The sequence below is a fragment of the Pseudoalteromonas luteoviolacea genome, from assembly GCF_021654285.1.
Lineage (GTDB): Bacteria > Pseudomonadota > Gammaproteobacteria > Enterobacterales > Alteromonadaceae > Pseudoalteromonas > Pseudoalteromonas luteoviolacea_J.
The window spans coordinates 177,911-200,269 of record NZ_JAKFZS010000010.1 but is presented as its reverse complement, the minus strand read 5'-3'; the positions used below and the strand labels follow the sequence as shown (position 1 = coordinate 200,269).

21 protein-coding genes are annotated in these 22,359 nt (G+C 42.9%); 11 read left to right on the top strand and 10 right to left on the bottom strand.

All coding sequences use genetic code 11. The features are described from left to right. Positions 1–26 precede the first annotated feature (26 nt). The 3 genes from L1077_RS11845 to L1077_RS11835 all read left to right on the top strand — a co-directional run bounded on the left by L1077_RS11845 (position 27) and on the right by L1077_RS11835 (position 2,639). A complete protein-coding gene (locus tag L1077_RS11845; RefSeq protein ID WP_237137031.1) occupies positions 27–1,250 on the top strand; it encodes a S41 family peptidase in 1,224 nt (407 codons plus the stop codon). A 109-nt stretch (positions 1,251–1,359) separates the two neighbouring features. Next, a complete protein-coding gene (locus L1077_RS11840; RefSeq protein ID WP_237137030.1) occupies positions 1,360–2,121 on the top strand; it encodes a divergent polysaccharide deacetylase family protein in 762 nt (253 codons plus the stop codon). A 98-nt stretch (positions 2,122–2,219) separates the two neighbouring features. Then, positions 2,220–2,639 (top strand): CBS domain-containing protein, encoded by a 420-nt coding sequence (locus L1077_RS11835; RefSeq protein WP_237137029.1) that lies wholly within the window; start codon positions 2,220–2,222, stop codon positions 2,637–2,639. A 48-nt stretch (positions 2,640–2,687) separates the two neighbouring features. Here L1077_RS11835 and pepB read toward each other — a convergent pair whose 3' ends face one another. Continuing rightward, positions 2,688–3,983 (bottom strand): aminopeptidase PepB, encoded by a 1,296-nt coding sequence (gene pepB, locus L1077_RS11830; protein WP_237137028.1) that lies wholly within the window; start codon positions 3,981–3,983, stop codon positions 2,688–2,690. Between the two features lie 82 nt (positions 3,984–4,065). On the opposite strand from pepB, the gene sfsA reads away from it, so the two are divergent. The 8 genes from sfsA (at position 4,066) to L1077_RS11790 (ending at position 10,671) form a co-directional block, all read left to right on the top strand. After that, positions 4,066–4,773, top strand: coding sequence for a DNA/RNA nuclease SfsA (gene sfsA, locus L1077_RS11825; protein ID WP_237137027.1), 708 nt, complete (start codon positions 4,066–4,068; stop codon positions 4,771–4,773). 164 nt (positions 4,774–4,937) lie between these two features. After that, a complete protein-coding gene (gene dksA, locus L1077_RS11820; RefSeq protein WP_039611892.1) occupies positions 4,938–5,381 on the top strand; it encodes an RNA polymerase-binding protein DksA in 444 nt (147 codons plus the stop codon). 45 nt (positions 5,382–5,426) lie between these two features. Next, positions 5,427–6,392: a tRNA glutamyl-Q(34) synthetase GluQRS gene (gene gluQRS, locus L1077_RS11815; RefSeq protein WP_237137026.1), complete on the top strand. Its 966-nt coding sequence runs from the start codon at positions 5,427–5,429 to the stop codon at positions 6,390–6,392. A 359-nt stretch (positions 6,393–6,751) separates the two neighbouring features. Then, on the top strand, positions 6,752–8,101 hold the full coding sequence (gene pcnB, locus L1077_RS11810; protein WP_237137059.1) for a polynucleotide adenylyltransferase PcnB: 1,350 nt from the start codon (positions 6,752–6,754) through the stop codon (positions 8,099–8,101). Next, the gene (gene folK, locus L1077_RS11805) at positions 8,098–8,604 is read left to right on the top strand and encodes a 2-amino-4-hydroxy-6-hydroxymethyldihydropteridine diphosphokinase (RefSeq protein ID WP_237137024.1); all 507 of its coding nucleotides are present in this window, start codon (positions 8,098–8,100) and stop codon (positions 8,602–8,604) included. The genes pcnB and folK overlap by 4 nt, the downstream gene beginning before the upstream one ends. Then, positions 8,605–9,399, top strand: a complete 795-nt coding sequence (gene panB / locus L1077_RS11800) for a 3-methyl-2-oxobutanoate hydroxymethyltransferase (RefSeq protein ID WP_237137023.1) — start codon at positions 8,605–8,607, stop codon at positions 9,397–9,399. Continuing rightward, the gene (gene panC / locus L1077_RS11795) at positions 9,399–10,247 is read left to right on the top strand and encodes a pantoate--beta-alanine ligase (RefSeq protein WP_237137022.1); all 849 of its coding nucleotides are present in this window, start codon (positions 9,399–9,401) and stop codon (positions 10,245–10,247) included. Before panB ends, panC begins: the two co-directional genes overlap by 1 nt. 187 nt (positions 10,248–10,434) lie before the next feature. Further along, complete coding sequence (locus L1077_RS11790; RefSeq protein ID WP_237137021.1) at positions 10,435–10,671, top strand: hypothetical protein; 237 nt, start codon at positions 10,435–10,437, stop codon at positions 10,669–10,671. 84 nt (positions 10,672–10,755) lie between these two features. Here L1077_RS11790 and L1077_RS11785 read toward each other — a convergent pair whose 3' ends face one another. From L1077_RS11785 to L1077_RS11745, 9 genes are all read right to left on the bottom strand, one after another. Next, complete coding sequence (locus tag L1077_RS11785; RefSeq protein ID WP_063361029.1) at positions 10,756–11,724, bottom strand: PstS family phosphate ABC transporter substrate-binding protein; 969 nt, start codon at positions 11,722–11,724, stop codon at positions 10,756–10,758. A gap of 78 nt (positions 11,725–11,802) precedes the next feature. Continuing rightward, the gene (phoR, locus tag L1077_RS11780; protein WP_237137020.1) at positions 11,803–13,131 is read right to left on the bottom strand and encodes a phosphate regulon sensor histidine kinase PhoR; all 1,329 of its coding nucleotides are present in this window, start codon (positions 13,129–13,131) and stop codon (positions 11,803–11,805) included. 61 nt (positions 13,132–13,192) lie between these two features. Continuing rightward, positions 13,193–13,882, bottom strand: coding sequence for a phosphate regulon transcriptional regulator PhoB (phoB, locus tag L1077_RS11775; RefSeq protein WP_023399796.1), 690 nt, complete (start codon positions 13,880–13,882; stop codon positions 13,193–13,195). 616 nt (positions 13,883–14,498) lie between these two features. Further along, positions 14,499–15,563 carry a class II fructose-bisphosphate aldolase gene (fba, locus tag L1077_RS11770; RefSeq protein WP_063361031.1) on the bottom strand — a complete coding sequence of 355 codons (1,065 nt, stop codon included), beginning with the start codon at positions 15,561–15,563 and terminating at the stop codon, positions 14,499–14,501. 150 nt (positions 15,564–15,713) lie between these two features. After that, positions 15,714–16,892, bottom strand: coding sequence for a phosphoglycerate kinase (locus L1077_RS11765; RefSeq protein WP_237137019.1), 1,179 nt, complete (start codon positions 16,890–16,892; stop codon positions 15,714–15,716). A gap of 30 nt (positions 16,893–16,922) precedes the next feature. Beyond that, the gene (gene epd, locus L1077_RS11760; protein ID WP_237137018.1) at positions 16,923–17,936 is read right to left on the bottom strand and encodes an erythrose-4-phosphate dehydrogenase; all 1,014 of its coding nucleotides are present in this window, start codon (positions 17,934–17,936) and stop codon (positions 16,923–16,925) included. Positions 17,937–18,098: 162 nt separating this feature from the next. After that, on the bottom strand, positions 18,099–18,716 hold the full coding sequence (locus L1077_RS11755; protein WP_237137017.1) for a 3'-5' exonuclease: 618 nt from the start codon (positions 18,714–18,716) through the stop codon (positions 18,099–18,101). A 4-nt stretch (positions 18,717–18,720) separates the two neighbouring features. Then, the gene (locus tag L1077_RS11750; protein ID WP_237137016.1) at positions 18,721–20,568 is read right to left on the bottom strand and encodes a DUF294 nucleotidyltransferase-like domain-containing protein; all 1,848 of its coding nucleotides are present in this window, start codon (positions 20,566–20,568) and stop codon (positions 18,721–18,723) included. 63 nt (positions 20,569–20,631) lie between these two features. Continuing rightward, entirely contained in the window at positions 20,632–22,356 is a 1,725-nt protein-coding gene (locus L1077_RS11745) for a sodium:solute symporter family protein (protein ID WP_063366802.1), read from the bottom strand. Positions 22,357–22,359 lie beyond the last annotated feature (3 nt).

Sequence of the window (22,359 nt, the reverse complement as noted above, 5' to 3'; positions counted from 1 at the left end):
TGCTGCCCCGTCACTAGGAGCAGCATATGAAATACATTGTCTCAATTTCCCCGCCCGATAACCTAAAACGCGCGCACATCTACCTATGCGCATTATTGTTTACCTTATTATTTTCCTCCGTGCAGGCAAAGCAAATTAGCCATGCACACATGGAAGAAATTCTTTATCACATCCAAACATATTACGTTGAAGAAGTGCCCACCTCGCATATAAAGCAACATAACTTCAACGAATTATTTGAGCAACTAGACCCTTACTCCAAGTATCTAAATGAACACGAACTAGAAACTTTATTCAGTGCCACCAATGGCCGTTATACGGGAATTGGCATTGAAGTCGAAGAAGTGGAAAATCGAATTGTCATTGTCGATACACTACCTGGCTCTCCTGCTGAGCAAGCGGGTATTGAGGGGGGAGATAAGTTGGTTGCCGTCAATACACATGACGTCACAAATAAAAGTATCTCAGAAGTCTCCAAGCTGTTAAGAGAAGCCAAACTATCTATTATTCACATCACCGTTGAGCGAGAGGAAGCGCATGTCACACTGGCATTAAGGCGTCAAGAGATCACGCTTGAAAGCGTCACCAGTAAGCTGCTCAAAGGGGATATAGGCTACATTTCTATCTCCTCGTTTAATAACCATAGCTATCATGACGTAGCTAGACACATTAATATGCTGTTTGCACACAGTGGGCTTTCTCTAAAGGGCTTAGTTATCGATCTCAGAGACAACCCAGGAGGGACGCTCAATAGTGCAGTTGCGATTTCGGATTTATTTTTACAAAGCGGTGTCATTGTCACCACCAAAGGCCGCTTTTTTGATGCTAATCAGAAGTTTTATGCGGTTCAAGGCGACATTTTAAATGGCGCACCTATCTTGGTTTTGATCAACAAGCAATCGGCCTCAGCTGCTGAGATTTTAGCCGGCGCACTGCAAGATAATAAGCGCGCACTGATCCTCGGACAAGGCTCATTTGGCAAAGGTTCTGTGCAGTCATTGATCCCGATAGGCAACGGTACAAGCGCACTAAAATTAACCACAGCTCGATATTATACGCCTTCAGGGCAGTCTATTGAGGGGACAGGGATAAAACCGGATGTTGAATATAGTAAAAACGCCCTATCGAGCCTCAATAAAACAGCTATAATGAGCAACGACAAAGCGAATAAAGACTTATTTACTCGACTTGAAAAACACTGGCATGCTGCACGTCAACTAGTGGTAAAACAGCAACCTACAGTAAATTAAAGACAATAATGACGCTTTTATCAGTATAAAAATCGTGCTAGTTTAGGTGATGAAAGTGTCGTTAAATAAACGACCAAAATAAAACATAACAAAAACTGTGATTTAACTTGTGCGCTTAAAACAACTTGCTGTTACAGCCCTGTGGCTGTGTGCATTTGCTTGCAATGCTAAGCAAATTGCCATTGTCATTGATGATATTGGAAATCACCAAAGAGACTTGGAGTTACTCAACTTACCAGGTCAAGTGACTTATGCTCTGCTCCCACACACGCCATTTTCTCAACACTTTGCCTATCAAGCCGCATTAAAAAAGAAAGAACTTATTCTGCACATCCCAATGCAGTCTTTAGATAATAAAGCCCTAGGCCCTGGTGGTTTAACACTGGATATGCAAAAGTGGCAATTGCAAAAAACGCTGGGGCATGCGCTCTCTAGCCTCCCCCACGTAAAAGGCGTTAACAACCACATGGGATCGGCACTGACTCAACACGCAGAAGCCATGAAATGGACTATGGAAGTACTGAAAAAGCGCGATCTATACTTTTTAGATAGCCGCACGACCCCCTATAGTCAGGCGCAGACAGCCGCTAACCTCTACGGCGTTGATAATGTGGCAAGGCACGTCTTTTTAGACAATGAACTTGCTCATGCACAATTAAAGATACAACTCAATCAACTTAAGACCATCGCGACCGAGCAAGGATATGCAATAGGCATTGCCCATCCTTACCCACAGACACATCAGTTTTTAAATCACGCACTACAAGATTTGCAAGCTCAAGGGTTCGAACTAGTCCCCTTATCAATACTCGTTGAAAATAAATCTATTCGGCTGGCAGCACTGCAAAAATCAAATAACTTAACCCCATAGCTCCATTGTTATGATGACCACTTTCTTGATCTAAACGCAGGAAAACAACGCTATTATCAGTTATACCTAAAAGTAAGCTTTACTGATAGGAAAAAACTATGCTGCACACCGTTGAACAATTAATGACGCCAGATCCATTAGCAGTAAAATCATCGCATACCCTGCATGATGCACACAATTTGATGCGAGAAAAGAATATTCGACATATCCCCGTCATTGATGACGACGGCCATTTAGTGGGTATGTTGACGCAAAAGATCATGATTGCCAAAGTCATGAACATTTTATCGACCTACGGCAACTTAGCGTTAGAACGAAAAGAAAAGCAAGAAAAGGTCAGTGAAGTCATGGCGGAAGATTTTGTCAGTGTAACCCCCAAACAAAGTCTACATGAGGTCGTGACCTATTTTGTCGAAAATCGCCATGGCTGTATGCCTGTGGTTGATGAAAACAAAAAGCTACTGGGAATTTTAACCTCTTCTGACTTTGTCCGCCTTGCAGCAGCACTGCTCTCTTAATCTCAAACCAAATAAAAAAGCCTCTATTGAGAGGCTTTTAACAGAACTTTAAGCTTTTGCAATCAAGGTACGTGCGACAGTTCGCATACCCATAGTCGTTGCGCCAGATGCCCACTGTGCACCTGCATTGTTTTGGAAGCTTGCCGCAAGGTCAATGTGAACCCAACCTTGGCCTTCATTCGGCACAAAACGTGATAAGAAACCAGCAGCATTAGATGCACCGCCATAACCACCGCCTTTTTGTGCACGGCTGTTTGCAGTATCAGCATACGCCGAAGGGCAGTTATTTTGGTGCCACTTTTCTAACGGTAGTGGCCATGCAGCCTCAAATTCTTCACTAGCAAATTGCTGCACTTCACCAACAAGCTCTTTGTCTAGGCCAAACAGCGCATTGTATTCTTGACCAACAGCCATTAGCGCCGCACCGGTGAGTGTTGCCGCATCAATGATCAATGGCGCACCCGTTTCACCAGCAGCCATTAGGCCATCAGCAAGTACTAAACGACCTTCCGCATCTGTGTTCACAATCTCAACTGTTGTGCCATTTTTATAAGTTAAGATGTCACCTAGCTTATATGCATGGCCTGAGATCAAGTTTTCAGCGCAGCACAAGAACAACTTAATGCGCTTATCGATACCACGCTCGATTGCCAACGCAAGGCCCGCAGTCACTGTCGCTGCGCCACCCATGTCACACTTCATCGTCAGCATGCCTTCGCTCGGCTTGATTGAGTAACCGCCAGAATCAAATGTGATCCCTTTACCCACAAGCGCCGCGCTCACAGGCGCATCTTCATCACCCGTTGGGTTAAAGTCTAATTCAAGTAGCACTGGCGCGCGTTCGCTACCACGACCTACTTCATGGATACCAATCCACTGATGCTCTAATAACGCATCACCTTTAATGATTTGATAACTGACATGCTCAGGTGCCAAAGATTGAATAAATTCAGCGGCTTTGCCAGCAAGGCTCTCAGGATAAATGTCTTCAGCAGTGCCGTTGATCATTTGACGCATCCAAGTCGCCGCTTGCTTTAGTGCTTGTAATTCTTTTAAATCTGACTGTGCATTTTCAGCAAAAGTAACTGGATCAAGCTGTTTTGGGCTCACAAAGCCCTGATAAAACGCCCACTGAGACTCAGTGCACCATGCCTCACCACTTAACGCTACCGCAGGGATCCCCTGTTGTGCTAGGCTACGAGCCGCTCTTTGAATATGCTTTAGTGTTTCTTGCTCAGCTAAATGAATAATTGCACCCTGCTCGTCAAATGACAGTGATGCATTATTGCCCCAATGTGTTGCAGGCGCTTGTTCACTTAAGCGAACAATAAATTTATCAGACATATAGATTTTCACTCTTACGCTTGTTGTTGCTTGTCAGTGTACACTAGCAGCCCCATAGCCCCAAAACGAATGCGACTAAACAATGAAATTTTCATCTCAACTCCAAAGTGCCACGCTGCTCAAGCGTTATAAACGGTTTTTGGTCGACCTACGTACCAATGACAATGAAGAGTTCACAGTACACTGTGCAAACACAGGTAAAATGACCGGATGTGCGGATAGTGGCTTCAAAGCCTATTACTCCACTAGCGATAACAAAAAGCGCAAATATGTGCATTCATTGGAATTAACTGAAAATAATCAGGGTCATCTTATCTGCGTCAATACTGGGGTTGCAAACAAGGTGGCTTATGAAGCAATAGAAGAAAATCGTATTGAAGAACTTGCTGACTATGATGAGATCAAAAGCGAAATAAAGTATGGCCATGAGAATAGCCGTATCGATATTTTACTTTCAAGCGATGGCAAACCAGATTGCTACGTCGAGGTTAAATCTGTGACCTTGTTAGAACAAGGCCAAGGTTATTTCCCTGATGCACAAACAGTTCGCGGACAAAAGCACCTTAGAGAGTTGATCCATATAAAAAAACAAGGCCAGCGTGCCGTGCTATTATTTATAGTTATGCACGATGGGATCGAATCTGTCCAAGCAGCGGCGCATATAGATAAAAAATATGCCTTATTATTGGCAGAGGCGAGAGGCGAAGGGGTTGAAATATATGCATATAAAGCACAAATCACCCCAACTGAGGTAAAAGTAATTAAGCAAGTATCTGTACTCAATACTTGAAAAAAAAATCTTTACCCACATATATCAGCCGTTAAAAACATCACCCTAAGGGCTTGTTTACGAACAGAGGCTATGCAAAAAGTGTTTGCTAAGGGTTGAAGATTTTGCTATTTATAGCCGCCGGCGTTAGCTGGGGTTGTTTATTAAGGATTTAGGAGAATGCTATGCCAGACCAAAAAAAACTAGGGTTATTGGCTCAGGCCGGTTTAGAACCTTACCAAGAAAAGCCGGGCGAAGAATACATGGGCGAGGCACAGCTAGCTCATTTTAAAAAAATATTAGAAGCATGGCGTAACGACCTTCGTAACGAAGTAGACCGCACCATGACTCACATGCAAGATGAAGCGGCAAATTTCCCTGATCCCGTTGACCGTGCAGCGCAAGAAGAAGAGTTTTCTCTTGAATTGCGTACACGTGACCGTGAGCGTAAGCTGATCAAGAAAATTGAAAAAACGTTACAGCTGATTGAAGAAGATGATTTTGGTTTCTGTAACTCTTGCGGTATTGAGATTGGCATCCGTCGTTTAGAAGCTCGTCCAACTGCAGATCTATGTGTGGATTGTAAAACACTTGCTGAGATAAAAGAAAAACAGCAAGGTCGAGGTTAAGCCGAGTAATTAACCTGTAAGTTAGATAGGTTAAACTCAGCAGTTATGCAGACCCCACAGACAAAAGACCCAGAGCAAAATCACCTTTTAGCTCTGGGTACGTCTTCAGATTATCGAGGACGCTTTGCCCCCTCACCTTCCGGCGCACTTCATTTTGGTTCATTAATCGCAGCCTTAGCGAGTTATATCGATGCCAAAGCGCACCACGGAAAATGGTTAGTCAGAATGGAAGACATTGATACACCTCGCGTTGTTAGGGGTGCAGCGGATGATATTCTTGCCACACTTGAAGCCTTCGGATTGTACTGGGATGAAGAAGTCGTTTATCAAAGCCAAAGACACTCGCTTTATCAAGATGTCTTAACGGATTTAATGTCCACTTCTGATGTGTACGCATGCACTTGTACACGTAAGCAAATTAAACAACGTGGCGGATTCTATGATAACTACTGCCGTGCCTCACAAAACCAATTTGAGCACAATGCACTGCGGTTAAAACAAAACTTTCCGGTATACCAATTTGAAGATGCGCTGCAAGGTCGTGTTTCTATACCTGACCTTATTGCTCAAGAAGACTATATCGTGAAACGCCGTGATGGTCTTTATGCATATCAATTGGTTGTTGTGGTAGATGATATAGAGCAAAAAATTAGCCATGTTGTACGCGGAGCCGATCTACTTGAGCCAACAGCAAGGCAGTTAAGTTTATTCAACCAACTCAACGCGACACCACCTAGCTATTTACATGTACCATTGGCGGTTGCTGAGCCCGGTTTTAAACTTTCTAAACAAAACCATGCACCGGCAATCGATAACAAAATGCCACTGCCCGCCCTCAAAGCCGCACTGTCGTTTTTAGGTTTCGATCTCAATGCACTTAATCAAATCGATGATATTGCGGATATGCTCCAATGGGCAACCTCGACTTATAGGCGAAACATTTTGCCCCCAAACAGAGAAATCCAAGTTCAGCAACGCTCTCCATTGGAATATCAATTTAAGCCGTTGTAACATTTTCATAGCGCCAATAGCTATCACCTAGCTCAAGGACGTTTTCCATAATTTAGAGTGTGAATCAATCACAATAAATCACGAATGGTTGTTGCTATGAAGAAAATAAACCCTATGAACCTATTTATATTTCGTCTTCGCCGATTTGGTTGAAAATTTAATCGCTAATTCATGTCTGAAACTTCAATTTCAAGGCGTTTGAGTATATGATAGCGAGCCTTATTAAATCGCCTACACTTTAGAAAAAATAAAGCGATGTGCGAGATAAAACTATCAGGTAAATATGATGCTTCGGGTGGGGACTCAAAGTAGTTAGGAGAGTGGTTATTATTTCTAAAATATTCAAATTGTGTAGGCAAATTGTTGGTACTAAGCAAGCTAGCAGGACTGTAGAGGCCAAAGCAACACCTCAGATCATTCCTCGCAGTGAGCACAATATCTCTCGAAAACAATTTAGCCCCAATGCAATCAAAGTGTTATATCGATTAAAAGATGGTGGCTATGACGCATACCTTGTCGGTGGTTGTATTCGGGATATTTTGTTAGGCATCGAGCCAAAAGATTTTGATGTTGTGACAAATGCAACGCCTGAAGAAGTTAAACGCCTGTTTAGAAATTGTCGATTGATTGGTCGACGCTTTAGACTTGCGCACATCGTATTTGGCCGCGAAGTAATTGAAGTAGCCACTATGCGTGGTCATCATCAATCAAGCAGTAGCGACGACCCAACCAGTAAAGCCAGCGAGCAAGGGCAGCTGTTGCGTGATAACGTGTATGGCACCATTGAAGAAGATGCGCAGCGCCGCGATTTCTCTATCAATGCTCTATATTATTCCGTCAATGATTTTGGCGTCCGTGACTTTGCTGGCGGTATTGAAGCAATTAAAGCCAGACGTATTGAATTAATTGGCGACCCAGAAACGCGTTACCGTGAAGATCCTGTACGAATGCTACGTGCAGTGCGCTTTGCTACCAAACTCGATATGGAAATTGCACCGGCAACGCTCAATCCAATCTCAGAGCTTTCCTCTTTACTAGGTAATATTCCACCTGCAAGACTATTTGAAGAAACTCTCAAATTATTTTTAGGTGGCAAAGCCGAAGAGAATTTCCTCATGCTCAGAGAGTTGGGCTTATTCAAGCAGCTCTTCCCAACCCTTGAAGAGATCTTAGAGCAGGATGAGAGTGATTTTGAAAGACGCTTTGTACAGCAAATGTTTGCCAATACCGACGCGCGAATCAACAGTAACAAAAAGGTCACTCCAGCTTTCATCTATGCCGCATTGCTTTGGTTCCCACTACGTAAACGAGCTGCATTGTTAGAGCAACAAGGTGTCACAGAATATGACGCGTTTATGCAAGCAATTAGTCAGGTCTTAAGTGAAAATGCACAAAGAGTTGCCGTACCAAAACGCTTCACATTGGGCGCCAGAGATATTTGGCATATTCAGCAGCGTTTAGACAGGCGTAGTGGCCAACGCGCATATAGATTGAGCCTACAACCTAAATTTAAAGCATCATACGATTTCTTATTATTGCGTGTTGAAAGCGGGGAATCTGACCAGCAACAACTTGCAGATTGGTGGACTGAATATCTCAAACAAGATGTGGGTGGACAAAAGGACATGGTTAAAAACCTTGGCCAAAAAGATCGTCCCAAGCGTAGATACCGTAATAAACCTCGCAGAAAACCAAAACAAGATTCATGAATATAGTTTATATCGGGCTTGGGGCGAATTTAGTTGATCCCCAAGCACAGCTCATTAAGGCAGTGAATGCCTTGAATACACATCCCGCTTTTAACGAGTTGGTTGTGTCCAGCTTTTACGGCTCAAAACCTATGGGCCCGCAAGATCAACCTGATTATGTGAATGCAGTTGCTAGATTTGAAACTCTATTAGCACCAGAAGCTGTGCTAGACCAATTGCAAGATATTGAACTACGTCAGGGTAGAGTACGTAAAGATGAACGATGGGGACCAAGAACTTTAGACTTGGATATTTTACTGTTTAACGATGAAACCATCTATACTGAGCGCCTAACTGTGCCACATTATGGCCTGTGCGATAGAGAGTTTGTCGTATTCCCACTGTTAGAGTTAGCCCCTCAACTGGTACTCCCTAATGGTCAAAGACTCAAGAAAATTGCTGAGAATTTACCAAAAAATGGCCTAACCACTCTACCTAAAAAAGAAACAAAGGAGACACTTTAAATGGCTAAAGTTTCGGTTTCAACCTTGGCTAAAAAAAAGCAACAAGGTGAAAAAATCACAGCGTTAACGGCTTACGATGCCAGCTTTGCGAAGCTTTTTTACGATAATGGCGTTGATGTTGTTTTAGTTGGTGACTCACTTGGCATGGTATTACAAGGCGGTGATGACACACTGGCAGTGACAACAGCTGATATTGCCTATCACACGCGCAGTGTCAGAGCAGGCGCCAAAGAGTTATTTGTGATTGCTGATATGCCATTTATGAGTTATTCCAATCCAGCACAAGCTTGTGAAAATGCAGCGACTTTAATGCGCAGCGGCGCAAATATGGTCAAGCTAGAAGGCGGTACGTGGCTAATAGAGTCAATTAAACTACTTACTCAACAGGGCATTCCTGTTTGTGGTCACCTAGGCCTAACACCGCAATCTGTACATGTATTTGGTGGCTTTAAAATACAAGGACGCGAGGAAGAGCAAGCATTACAAATGATTGCAGATGCACAAGCACTAGAAGCAGCTGGCGCACAAATGCTGGTCATCGAATGTATTCCATCAAGTCTTGCCAAGCGCATTACAGAGGCCGTTAACATTCCCGTTATTGGCATTGGCGCAGGGAAAGAAGTAGATGGTCAAATCTTAGTTATGCACGATTTAGTTGGCATTTCAGCAGGCTATATTCCTAAATTTTCTAAAAACTTCTTAGCCGAAACGGGTAACATGCCAGACGCGGTTAAAAAATTCTGCGACGATGTCAAAACAGGCGCGTTTCCAGGCAAAGATCACGAGTTTAACTAATGCAATCTATTACCGAAATAAAGTCATTACGCAGCCAGATTAAAGCTTGGCGTCAGCAAGGGCTAAGCATCGCGTTTGTGCCTACAATGGGCAACTTGCATCAAGGGCACTTTTCACTCGTTGAAAAAGCAAAAACACTGGCTGACAAAGTCGTTGTCAGCATTTTTGTTAACCCGATGCAATTTGGTAAAAATGAAGACTTAGATAGCTATCCTCGTACTCTGGTTCAAGATAAGCAAGGGCTTGCTGAACTAGGGACTGATATCGTTTTTACCCCCAGTGTAGAAACGATTTACCCTAATGGCCTAGCAACACAAAGTTTTGTGGATGTACCTGGTGTCTCTGAAGGCTATTGTGGCGGTAGTCGCAGTGGTCATTTTCGCGGTGTTGCCACGGTTGTAACCAAGCTATTTAACTTGGTACAGCCTGACTTTGCCTGCTTTGGTGAAAAAGACTACCAGCAACTTCAAGTCATCAAAACCATGGTGCATGACTTATCAATGCCAATTGAAATCATTGGCGTGCCGACGCAAAGAGAGGTCTCAGGATTAGCAATGAGCTCTCGTAATGGCTATTTATCAGAGCAAGAAAAAGACGTTGCCAAAGTCCTTTATCAAGTATTGCGGCAATCAGCAAAGCAGCTTGAAGCTGGCGAGCGAGATTTCAAAGCCCTTGAGGAACATGCTAAGTCAACGCTTGCGGACGCTGGTCTTAAGCCTGACTATTTCTCTGTTGCACACAGGTACACATTGCAACCTGCAGCAGCAAGTGACCAAGACTTTGTCATCTTAGCAGCCGCGTTTTTAGGGAGTGTTAGACTGATAGACAATATCCAAGTCGGTAAGTAGTACACCTGTTATAAACGCCCTTCATGGGCGTTTATGCTATTTCGACATTTCACACACGCTATTTCACTCCAATGCCTTTATCACGACATAACGCACTGCACTTTCTGAAAATATGCTAAATTTAATGTGTATTCAAAGATTAAAATAACACACCATACTCTCTATCAGTTGAATAATAGGATCTATTATGAGATTTGCGCTGCCCCTTTTACTGCTCGGTTTAGTTGCCTGTAGCAATCAACCAAACTCTCCGGAGCTCAATCAATGTGCTCAACAAAACTTTCAATGTGAACAAAATTGCTCGATGAGTTCGACTGAGCAAACCATGACAAGGCAGATATGTAATGGCGAATGTGTTGAAAAATATAACGCCTGTAAGGCACAAGCTGAAGAGCTAACAAAAATACGAACGCAACAATATTAGGAATAGTCTAACTAATGCAATTAGAGTAAAACTTTTCCACAAAAAAAGCCGCTCATTGAGCGGCTTTTTACTTATTTTTGATACTTATAGAAGACCTAACTTCTTAAGTTCACGGTTTGCCATTTTACTTGTTAGCGGCACATAACCGTCTTTTTCTACAATCTTTTGACCTTCTTTAGATAATACCATCTTCAAGAACTCAGCTTCGATTGGAGAAAGTGGTTTATTTGGGTGCTTGTTCACATAAACATATAGGAAACGTGAAAGTGGGTACTTACCAGTTGCCACGTTCTCTAGTGTTGCATCTACGAAGTTATCGCCTTTCTTCGAAAGTGGAACAGTACGAACACCAGACGTTTTATAACCGATACCTGAATAACCGATTGCGTTTACAGATGAAGAAATAGACTGTACAACTGACGCAGAACCAGGCTGCTCGTTTACGTTATTTCTGAAGTCGCCTTTACACAGTGCTTTTTTCTTAAAGTAGCCATATGTACCAGATACTGAGTTACGACCGTATAATTGGATATCTTTTGCAGCCCAAGGACCATTTAGACCTACATCGCTCCAACGATCAACTTGCTTATCACCACCACACTTACGTGTTGAAGAGAAAATTGAATCCACTTGGTCAATACGTAAACCTTTAATTGGGTTATCTTTATGAACAAAAACAGCCAGCGCATCAATTGCTACGCGTACTTCTGTCGGCTTGTAACCATAGCGCTTTTCAAAAGCTTCAACTTCTTTTGATTTCATCTTACGGCTCATTGGGCCGAAGTTTGCAGTTGCTTCTGTCAAAGCTGGCGGCGCAGTAGAAGAACCAGCCGCTTGAATTTGAATGTTTACGTTAGGGTAAATGCGTTTATATTCTTCAGCCCAAAACGTCATCATATTCGCTAGCGTATCTGAACCCACAGATGAAAAGTTACCTGAGATACCGCTGGTTTTGTTGTACTCTTGTAGGTTTTTATCAAGCGCTGATACTTGCGTTGATACCAATGTTGTCACAGCCACACCCATTGCGGCAACTAAGCTTTTAAATTTCATTGGGGTCACTCCGATTGTTCGTCCCATTTGATTACCTGATGCTCATTGTGCGCTCAGTTAATTACAATAAAATTACTCTTAAATGACACTTTTATGACTTTCAGACACTGTCATAAAAATGCGTTTTTCTTTTGGAAAAGAGAATGAAAAACATGAGCCCTCTCCCACAGTACTGGTAATATCTAGATGAGAACCATGACGGCTCAGTACATGCTTTGTGATCGCAAGACCAAGACCTGAGCCCCCAGTTTTCCGGCTTCTCGCCTTATCCACTCGATAGAAGCGCTCCGTTAAACGATTAATATGTTCTGGTGCAATGCCATCCCCATTATCCGTCACGGCAAATGCTGGACACTCCCCTTCTAAATACCATTTAACGATAATTTTGCCATTCGGTTTAGTATAGTGAATGGCATTGAATACGAGGTTTGAAAAAGCGCTACGCAGCTCATCAATGCTCCCTTTGATGTCCAAAGTCTCATCTATATCAAACTCAATGTCATGATGTTTATCTTGATTCAGAGAAAGTGCTTCAGTCTGGATCAACTGCAACATACCAGGTACGTTAACGGCCTTATCATTACCCTGATCTCTATCACCTTCAATACGGGATAGAGAAAGCAGCTGATTCACTAAGCTGTCCATGCGCTTGCACTGCTCAATCATGGTTAAATGTGCTTTTTGCCACATCGCAGGCGGTGGCATATTGTCACCTTCCATCATTTCTAGATAGCCCGTGACCACGGTCAAAGGTGTGCGAAGTTCATGCGACACATTAGCAACGAAATCTTTGCGCATTTGCTCAAGTTTTTTGAGTCTTGAAATGTCACGCACAACCATCATCAGCTGCTCAGCATAGGGCATTACCCGAAATTCTAACACTCGTTCATCGTTGTGGCCGCTTTCTAACTCCAACGGATCGGTGAAATTATGATCTTGCATATACTTCACAAACTTGGGATCACGGATCAGGTTATCCAATCGCTGACCATGATCAGTCGGCCATTGCAGCCCTAAGATCTTCAGCGCCAACTGATTGCACCAAATAATACTAAGATCCTGCTGCATCACGATCACTGCATCGGGCACCGCCTCAGCACCTTCACGAAAGCGACGGATCAAAGCAGCAAGCTCATTACGCTTTTTACGATTGCGATGTTGAAGGTGATATATCCCTTCGAAAATTTGCTCCCACGCACCAGATCCTTCAGGAGGATTAAAGCTGCGTTGATTGATCAACCAATCACTCAACTTATAGAGCTGCTTAAAATGCCAAAACAATAACACTGTTGCGCCCAGAAATAACATCACAAAAGGCGCACCAAGCAGAATACCTATCAGGGTAAGCGGCAGAAAATACAAAAACAGGCGTTTTAATAACGCCTGTTTATCAATCACTCTATACATATAAAATGATCCTAAAGATTAAGCGCTAGGATAACGCTACCACAGCGCATAAATTAATGCTTTATACTTTACTAGAAAAGCGATAACCCGCACCACGAACAGTCTGAACTAATCTGTCGTGGCCAAGTGGCGCAATTGCTTTTCTTAGGCGACGAATATGTACATCAACCGTACGGTCTTCAACATACACATTAGTGCCCCAAACGTGATCGAGCAACTGTTCACGGCTATAAACACGCTCTGGATGGGTCATAAAGAAGTGTAACAATCTAAACTCGGTTGGTCCCATTTCTAATTCGTTACCTGCAGAGGTAACACGGTGTGAAATTGGATCCAGCCTTAAGCCGTGTACCTCTATCGCCTCTTCAAGCGATGTAGGAGATACGCGGCGCATTACCGCCTTAATTCTCGCCATAAGCTCCTTTGGAGAAAAAGGCTTAGTCACGTAGTCATCTGCACCTACTTCTAATCCTTTAACTTTGTCTTCCTCCTCACCACGTGCTGTTAACATGATGATAGGGATCTGACGAGTATACTCACTTTGCTTAAATTTTTTCGCAATTTGGATACCGCTACCGCCAGGTAACATCCAATCTAGGAGCACCATATCTGGGTATGGCTCTACCATAGCTGCAATCGCTGAATCATAGTCTTCCGCTTCAATTGCTTGAAAGCCATTCTGTTCTAACACAAACACCAACATTTCTCTGATTGGTGCTTCGTCATCAACTACTAGTACTCTACGTGACATTCCCATTTATCTCTTACGTTACCGAAGTCGGTTTCATTATTATGACTAAGTATGACAGTTTTATGAAAGTTTACCTGATAATATAACGTTAATGCATTTATCAGGAACATAGTTTCAATAAGTTAGATACAATTTGTTCCTATTTTATCTGCAATTAGCGTGAGTTAGCATCGAATAAAGGTGTTTTTTTTGCAATAAAAATTTAGATTAAAAAATTATTAAGATCGTGTAATTTTGCAAGGATCATTATTTTCCTAAGTCCACCAACTTGAGATCACTTTCTTACCAAGCAGATCCTTTCGGGATCAGTTCTATACGTACTAGAGAGATAAGTTCAGATATTAGGTAATGCTAAGTTATTGATCTTTGATTCAGTGACAACATAAAGCTTGTTAAAGTACAGACAAAACTTAGATCCGATACAGTCCGAGTTAGTAATAATTCGATCCCAATGTTAGATCGTTAGTAAATTAATGATCTGATCGCTTCAAGGTTAGTAAAATAACGATCCCGCTCACTGATCAAGCATCCCAAACACAACTACACATCATAAGACATGTATTCAATGCGAAAAAAAAGCCCCTAATGGGGCTTTTCTTAAGTGTAATTACGAGAATTACTTAACCTGAGGTGCAAGTTCACCTGAAAGGTATTTAACATGCATGTCATCTAAAGAAATTGGTTTAATATTAGATGCTTGACCTGCTGTACCAAACGCTTCATAACGTGCAACACAAATCTCTGTCATTGCTTTAGTCGCTTCAGCTAGGTACTTACGAGGATCAAAGTTTGCAGGGTTATGTGCAAGGTGACGACGAATTGCGCCAGTAGCGGCTAAACGTAAATCTGTATCAATGTTCACTTTACGTACACCGTGTTTGATCCCTTCAACGATTTGCTCAACTGGCACACCGTATGTTTCTGGGATTTCACCACCAAACTCATTAATAACAGCAAGCCACTCTTGTGGTACAGATGAAGAGCCATGCATAACTAAGTGCGTGTTAGGAATACGCGCATGGATCTCTTTAATGCGGTTAATCGCAAGAATGTCACCTGTTGGTGGACGTGTGAATTTATATGCACCGTGCGATGTACCACATGCAATTGCTAAGGCATCAACACCCGTTTTCTTAACAAAGTCAGCAGCTTCTTCTGGATCAGTCAGTAACTGGTCTTGGGTCAGTTTACCAACCGCGCCAATGCCATCTTCTTCACCTGCTTCACCAGTTTCCAAAGAGCCTAGTACACCTAGCTCGCCCTCTACTGATACACCACACGCGTGCGCCATTTCAACTGTGCGACGTGTAACATCTACGTTGTACTCATAAGATGATGGTGTTTTGCCATCATCAAGCAAAGAGCCATCCATCATGACTGATGAAAAACCTAATTGAATTGAACGCTGACATACCGCAGGAGATGTACCGTGATCTTGGTGCATAACAACTGGGATATGTGGCCACTCTTCAACAGCAGCTAAAATCATATGGCGAATAAAAGGGGCACCTGCATAGCTTCTAGCGCCTGCAGAGCCTTGCACGATAACAGGGCTGTTTGTTCTGTCAGCCGCTTCCATAATCGCACGCATTTGCTCTTGGTTATTCACGTTAAAGGCAGGAACGCCGTATCCATTCTCAGCCGCATGATCGAGAAGTTGACGCATACTGATTAAAGCCATATTGCTTTTCTCCAATTTTTGATAGCACTTGGCTATCTATTTGAACGGGGTAGATTTAGTTTGGTTGCATCACAACCGCTATTAACCTAAACAAAGAGTGAGAGAGTGTTTAAGTTAATAGTTGGAGGCCAAACAGGCCCCCTTAAATTTTTATGCTTTTGCTCTTTGCTCTAGCATATCAACTGCTGGTAACTTTTTACCTTCCAAGAATTCTAGGAAAGCACCACCACCAGTTGAGATATACGATATCTCATCGCCAACGCCATATTTATCAATCGCAGCTAATGTGTCGCCACCACCTGCAATTGAAAACGCTTTAGACTTGGCAATCGCATGTGCAATGGCTTCTGTACCATTACCAAATTGATCGAACTCAAAAACACCAACTGGGCCGTTCCAGACAACAGTACCAGCTTGCTCGATGATTTTAGCTAATTCATTCGCCGTATTAGGACCAATATCAAAAATCATGTCATCACTTTCAACTTCAGAAGCATCTTTAATCACTGCAACTGCTGTTTCTGAAAACTCTTTACCAACAACAACATCTGAAGGTACTGGGATTTCACCATTATTTGCTTTCGCTGCAGCACTGAGCTTTTGAGCTTCAGGGATTAACTCTTCTTCATACAAAGACTTACCTACAGGGTTACCAGATGCAGCAATAAATGTATTAGCAATACCGCCACCCGTAACTAACTGATCAACAACCGTCGAAAGTGAATCCAGTACTGTTAGTTTAGTAGATACTTTAGAACCACCTACAATCGCAACCAATGGACGAGCAGGATTATCTAATGCTTTACCCAAAGCATCTAATTCAGCCGCCAATAAAGGACCTGCACAAGCAACATCTGCAAATTGACCTACGCCATGTGTTGATGCTTGAGCACGGTGTGCAGTACCAAACGCATCCATTACATAAATATCGCAAAGAGCAGCTAGCTGTTTAGAAAGTGCCTCGTCGTTTTTCTTCTCACCTTTATTAAAGCGTACATTTTCAAAAACAACCACTTCGTTATCAGCAACTTCAACACCATCAAGATAGTCTGTAACGAGTCTTACATTTTGTTCAAGTACTTCATTTAGGTAATCAACAACCGGCTGAAGTGAATACTGAGCATCGTATTCCCCTTCCGTTGGGCGACCTAGGTGTGACATCACCATTACTTTAGCGCCTTTTTCTAGGGCTAATTTAATGGTAGGCAAAGATGCTTTGATACGCGCGTCAGACGTCACTTTTGCGTCTTTCACTGGCACGTTCAAATCTTCGCGAATAAGCACGCGTTTGCCGTTTAAATCTAAATCCGCCATCTTGATGACTGACATGGACATCTCCTTAAAAGAACGATACTAAAATTAAGAGGCTTTAATCATTGCCATTGCGGTGTCGAGCATACGGTTTGCAAAACCCCACTCGTTATCACACCAAACTAACACCTTCACCAAGCGTTTATGGCTTACTCGGGTTTGGGTGCCATCAATAATACTGGAGTGAGAGTCGTGATTAAAATCCACCGATACTAAGGGTTCTTCGGTGTAATCTAAAATCCCTTGTAGCCTGCCACTGGCAGCCTGCTCCAATACCTGATTAACTTGTTCTAACGTGACATCACTTTGCAAAGACACACTTAAGTCCATTGCGGTCACATTAATTGTAGGAACTCTGACGGCGATTGCTTCAAAGCGCCCATGAAATTTAGGTAATATGCGCTCAATACCACGCGCCAATTTTGTATCAACCGGAATAATAGACTGACTCGCAGCACGAGTACGTCTTAAGTCTTTATGGTATGCATCAATCACTTGCTGGTCATGCATCGATGCATGAATGGTTGTTATTGCACCAGACTCGATACCAAAAGCATCATCTAATACTTTAATGACAGGAACAATACAGTTTGTTGTACACGACCCATTTGAGACTATGGTATGTGCTGCTTTTAAGTTATCGTCATTGATACCATAAACAATGGTTTCGTCTACATCTGCATCAGCAGGGTGAGAAAACAGCACTTTTTTAGCACCTGCGGCGATATGCGCTGTCGCATGCTGCCGAGAATGGTAAACACCTGTACATTCTAAAACGACATCGATATCTAAGGCATGCCATGGTAAATGACTAGGGTCTTGCTCATTAAAAATTTGAATTTGTTGTCCGGCAACTTCTAAATAGGGTTTGTTGAGATTGACAGGAAATGCGAAGCGACCATGCGAGGTATCGTACTTCATTAAATGCGCGATCCCTTCAGGATCCGCCAACTCGTTAATAGCAACTATTTGAAATTCATTGTGACGCCCAGACTCAAAGAGGGCTCGGACAATATTGCGACCTATGCGACCAAAACCATTGATTGCCAGTTTGATTGTCATTAATTAGAAGACCCATTTTCTACATGCGATAAAGAAGTAACCTAGACTCCTTTGTAAAGATGGCGCTATTGTAATCGACCTTGAACAAATGTGTAAGTGATATGCAAAAATTTTTCTTTATATGAGGTAAATTGCCAAAAAAAGAACGTGAACTGCCTTACTTTATACTAAATTTCGCAGCTTGATAGACTTTTGAGTATCTAAATGGCCGACTTGAGCCAACAAAAGCTCTGCGGTTGCCAGTGCATCGCTTAACGCGTTGTGATTTTGATAAGTAGGCAAGCCATATCGCGCTCGGCACGCGGGCAGAGTTAGCTGCTCTTGCCGTACCGCCTCCTGAGCTCGGAGCAGGCGTTTTTTTTCCAACTTTAAAGTATCTATGATGTACTTAGGTTGTACAGAGATATCGTATTGAATAAAGTGTTTTTGCAAAAACCCCCAATCAAGAAACGCATTGTGACACACCAATGTTTTAGTATTTAAACCACTTGCCAAGGCAGTGAGTATTTGCTCAAGGCACTCGCCTTTTTCTTCAATTTCAGGCTCTGATATTCCGTGATAAATTGGGCTCTGTTCAAGGTCTTTTACACCTTTGTTTAACCGGTATTGTGCACTCTGTAACGCAACCTGACCTCGATTTATTTCCACCCAAGCAACAGAGACAATCTCATGCTGATTAGGGTCTAACCCGGTCAGTTCTAAGTCGACAACAACTAGCTCACTTTCCAACCAAAGCGGTTCTTGCTCTTTTCTCATGAAACTTGGCAACAACCATTTCATATGTTTACAAACTGCCTCGTGCAAATTTAAATACGCATGCTTGCTGCGCTTGCTTGATTAGGTGAAATGCTTCTTTTAACTGATGGCGCTCCAAGGAGCTTAAGTGCTCTGGGTTAATACAATTGGGAGGTAAATCTAAATCCTCAATCTGTATTCTAAAGCGCAGCTGAGTCAAAAATCGCCAGCAATCTTGCAAATTATAAATATCTTCTTTGCTTAAAATTGAAAACGCTTTCAGTGCCTCTAAACGCGCTTGTGTATTGGCTTTTGTTAAACCACACTTGAGCGCATAAATACGAGCAAGGTCATTCACAATTGCTACACCACGTGTTTTTAAATCCAAATAACCATGCTTTCTTTTATCACGCTGCAGCTTAAATTGTTGAAATAACCCCATCGGCACACTATTAGCACTGATGTCTGTCGCCATTGCCGCAAAGAAGATGTCTTGCTTTTGCATATTGTTAAGCTGTGCATTTAATGCTTGATACAGGGATTGGTCGCCAAACATAAAGCGTCTATCAAAAAAAATTTTACTGTTGAGCATCGCTTGAGGCGTCGGGGTTTGGCACCACTGCTCAAAACGCATCAGCCACTCATCAACAGTACCTCGACACTGCTCATTACTAGCCATAATACCGCCAGGACACGCTTTTATCCCGCAACTAATGAGATGCCCAGTAACAAATTCCCCCAATTTTGCAAAATAGGCCCTTTGATGCGGCAAAATAGAATTTGAGACAATCAAGCCATTGTCTTGGTCTGAGTGTAACGTTTGCTCTTCTCGTGCTTGAGAGCCAAAACATATCCAACAAAAACGACAAGGCGGCTCACCTTGCTGTTTGATAAATAATTCAGTTAAGCGACTCGTCATTGCATCAGTTAAGCCACTGAGCAGTGTCCCAATAAACGAAATATCTTCAACTGTATTAGAAAATCCTCTCAATAAAGCGGGCACTTCCTTCGCCAAGTGAACAACTTCTTGATGACTATTCGCTTTATATATTTGCCCAATTAATTGTACCGGGTCGTGCTTTTGTTGACGCAATAAGTCGGTACTGGTCACCATGCCTAAGGGCATCCGTTCTTCATTGAGTACGGGTAAATGATGGATATTGTGTTTAAGCATTAAGTGTAAAGCAGCAAAAGCACGATTATTTTCAAAAATAAACTTAGGATCGCGGGTCATCACTTTTGTCACGGACGCACGTGGATCAAGCTCAGCTGCCAAAACACGATTACGTAAATCTCTATCTGTCACTATCCCTGACAGCTGCCCGTTTTCCGTGATGATCACTGAAGACACACCCGCTTTGTGCATAACTTTCGCTGCTTCTACAACACTCGCTTTTGGTTCTATAGTCACAGCAGTTCTACACATTAACGTCGATATTTTTTGCTCTGACCACCCTCTACCCCGCTCTTTAAAGTGACTCGACAATAAGCGCTTTTTATGCGCACGCACAAAGTGCTGCTCAAACTGTGGATATTCTCGTCGTAAAAAATCAAAGTCTTCCTGCGGCAGTAAAAAAATAAGCCCACCAGTTTGTACTTCTAGATGGTTTTGAATATCTTCCCCAGTGAGTAAAGACGGGTAACCAAAATAGTCGCCTTCTCCTAATCTCGTGACTACTTCCCCTGAATTATCAACTAAATCAAACACGCCTGAGCGCACAAGATATAAATACTTTTGCTCAGAACTCAGTAATTCAGCCTGATTTAACGCGGTGATATACACAACCTTTGCATGATTCACAAAGAAGTGCGCACAAGATGCAGGCAACGTGCTAAACGGCAGTTGCTGCGTCACAAAATCCAGTACATCGGTGACTGCTGAGTGAGTATGTGTCATTTTTAATAGCCTCAAAAAAATAATAGCCCAGCAAGAGCTGGGCTATTATTCATCTTCAACGTTTTAGTGCGCGTGTGCTTCACCAGAGCCTTTTGGATTACGGATCCCATCCACCATGCGCTTCACCTCTTCTGGCGTTTCAGCGGTGAGTTTCATCACAACCGCAGCAACACCAAAGTTAACCAACATACCGATAATACCTATGCCTTCAGGTGAGATACCAAATAGCCAATTTGCAGGGGCATTCAGCTCAGGGCTCACAAATTTAAAGTAAATAATGTACGCCGCGGTAAAGCCAATACCCGAGATCATACCAGCGATAGCCCCTTCTTTGTTCATGCGCTTAGAGAAAATCCCCATAATAATGGCAGGGAAGAAACTCGCTGCTGCTAAGCCAAAGGCAAAGGCCACTACCGATGCCACAAACCCCGGCGGGTTTATGCCAAAATAGGCCGAGATCCCAATGGCCACCATCGCAGCGAGCCTTGCAGCCATGAGCTCTTGCTTGTCACTGATGTCCGGTTTGAGCGTACGCTTGAGTAAATCATGCGACACCGATGTCGAGATAACCAGCAATAGTCCTGCGGTTGTCGACAGTGCAGCAGCAATACCACCAGCGGCAACCAGAGCGATGACCCAAGCAGGTAAGTCTGCAATTTCTGGGTTTGCCAATACCATGATATCTCTATCAATTTTAACTTCGTTTGTACTTGCAGGGTCGTCAATTTTGCCTGCAGAGTAGAACATTTTGCCATCACCATTCTTATCATTGAATGTGATAAGGCCTGTTCTTTCCCAGTTCTTCACCCACTGCGGCGCTTCAGCATATGCTGTGCCACTGCCGTCTTTACCATTAATCGTATCTATCATGTTTACTCGTGCAAACGAAGCAACGGCAGGAGCGGTTGTATAAACAATGGCGATAAATACCAATGTCCACGCCGCAGAGATACGTGTATCTTTTACTTTTGGTACGGTGAAGAAGCGCACGATAACATGGGGTAAACCCGCAGTACCCACCATCAATGCCGCTGTAATAGCAAACACATCAATCATACTCTTAGACCCCTCGGTGTACTGGGCAAATCCCAGCTCGGTACTGAGCCCATCGAGTTTATCGAGTAAATAGGTGTTTGAGCCATCAGCAAGCGTTGCACCAAACCCCGTTTGAGGCAATAAATGGCCTGTCATCATCATAGAAATAAAGATAGCCGGCACTAAGTAAGCAAACACTAACACACAGTACTGTGCTACTTGAGTGTAGGTGATCCCTTTCATACCACCCAACACGGCGTAGAAGAAAACAATAACCATACCGATATAAACGCCCGTTTCAATATCAACCTCTAGGAAACGAGAGAAAACGACACCAACGCCACGCATCTGCCCTGCAATGTAGGTGAAGCAAATAAAGATGGCACACAAAATAGCCACAACCCGTGCGACCTGTGAGTAATACCTATCTCCAATGAAATCAGGTACCGTAAATTTACCAAACTTGCGTAAATATGGTGCCAGACAGAGTGCCAGCAATACATAACCACCAGTCCACCCCATTAGGTAAACACCACCATCATATCCCGCAAAAGAGATAATACCCGCCATAGAAATGAACGACGCAGCACTCATCCAATCAGCTGCAGTTGCCATCCCATTTGCCACAGGAGGCACACCGCCACCCGCGACATAGAACTCATTAGTTGATCCAGCACGCGCCCAAATGGCAATGCCGATATATAACGCAAAGCTCAGCCCTACGATTAAAAATGTAAACGATTGAACATCCATTAT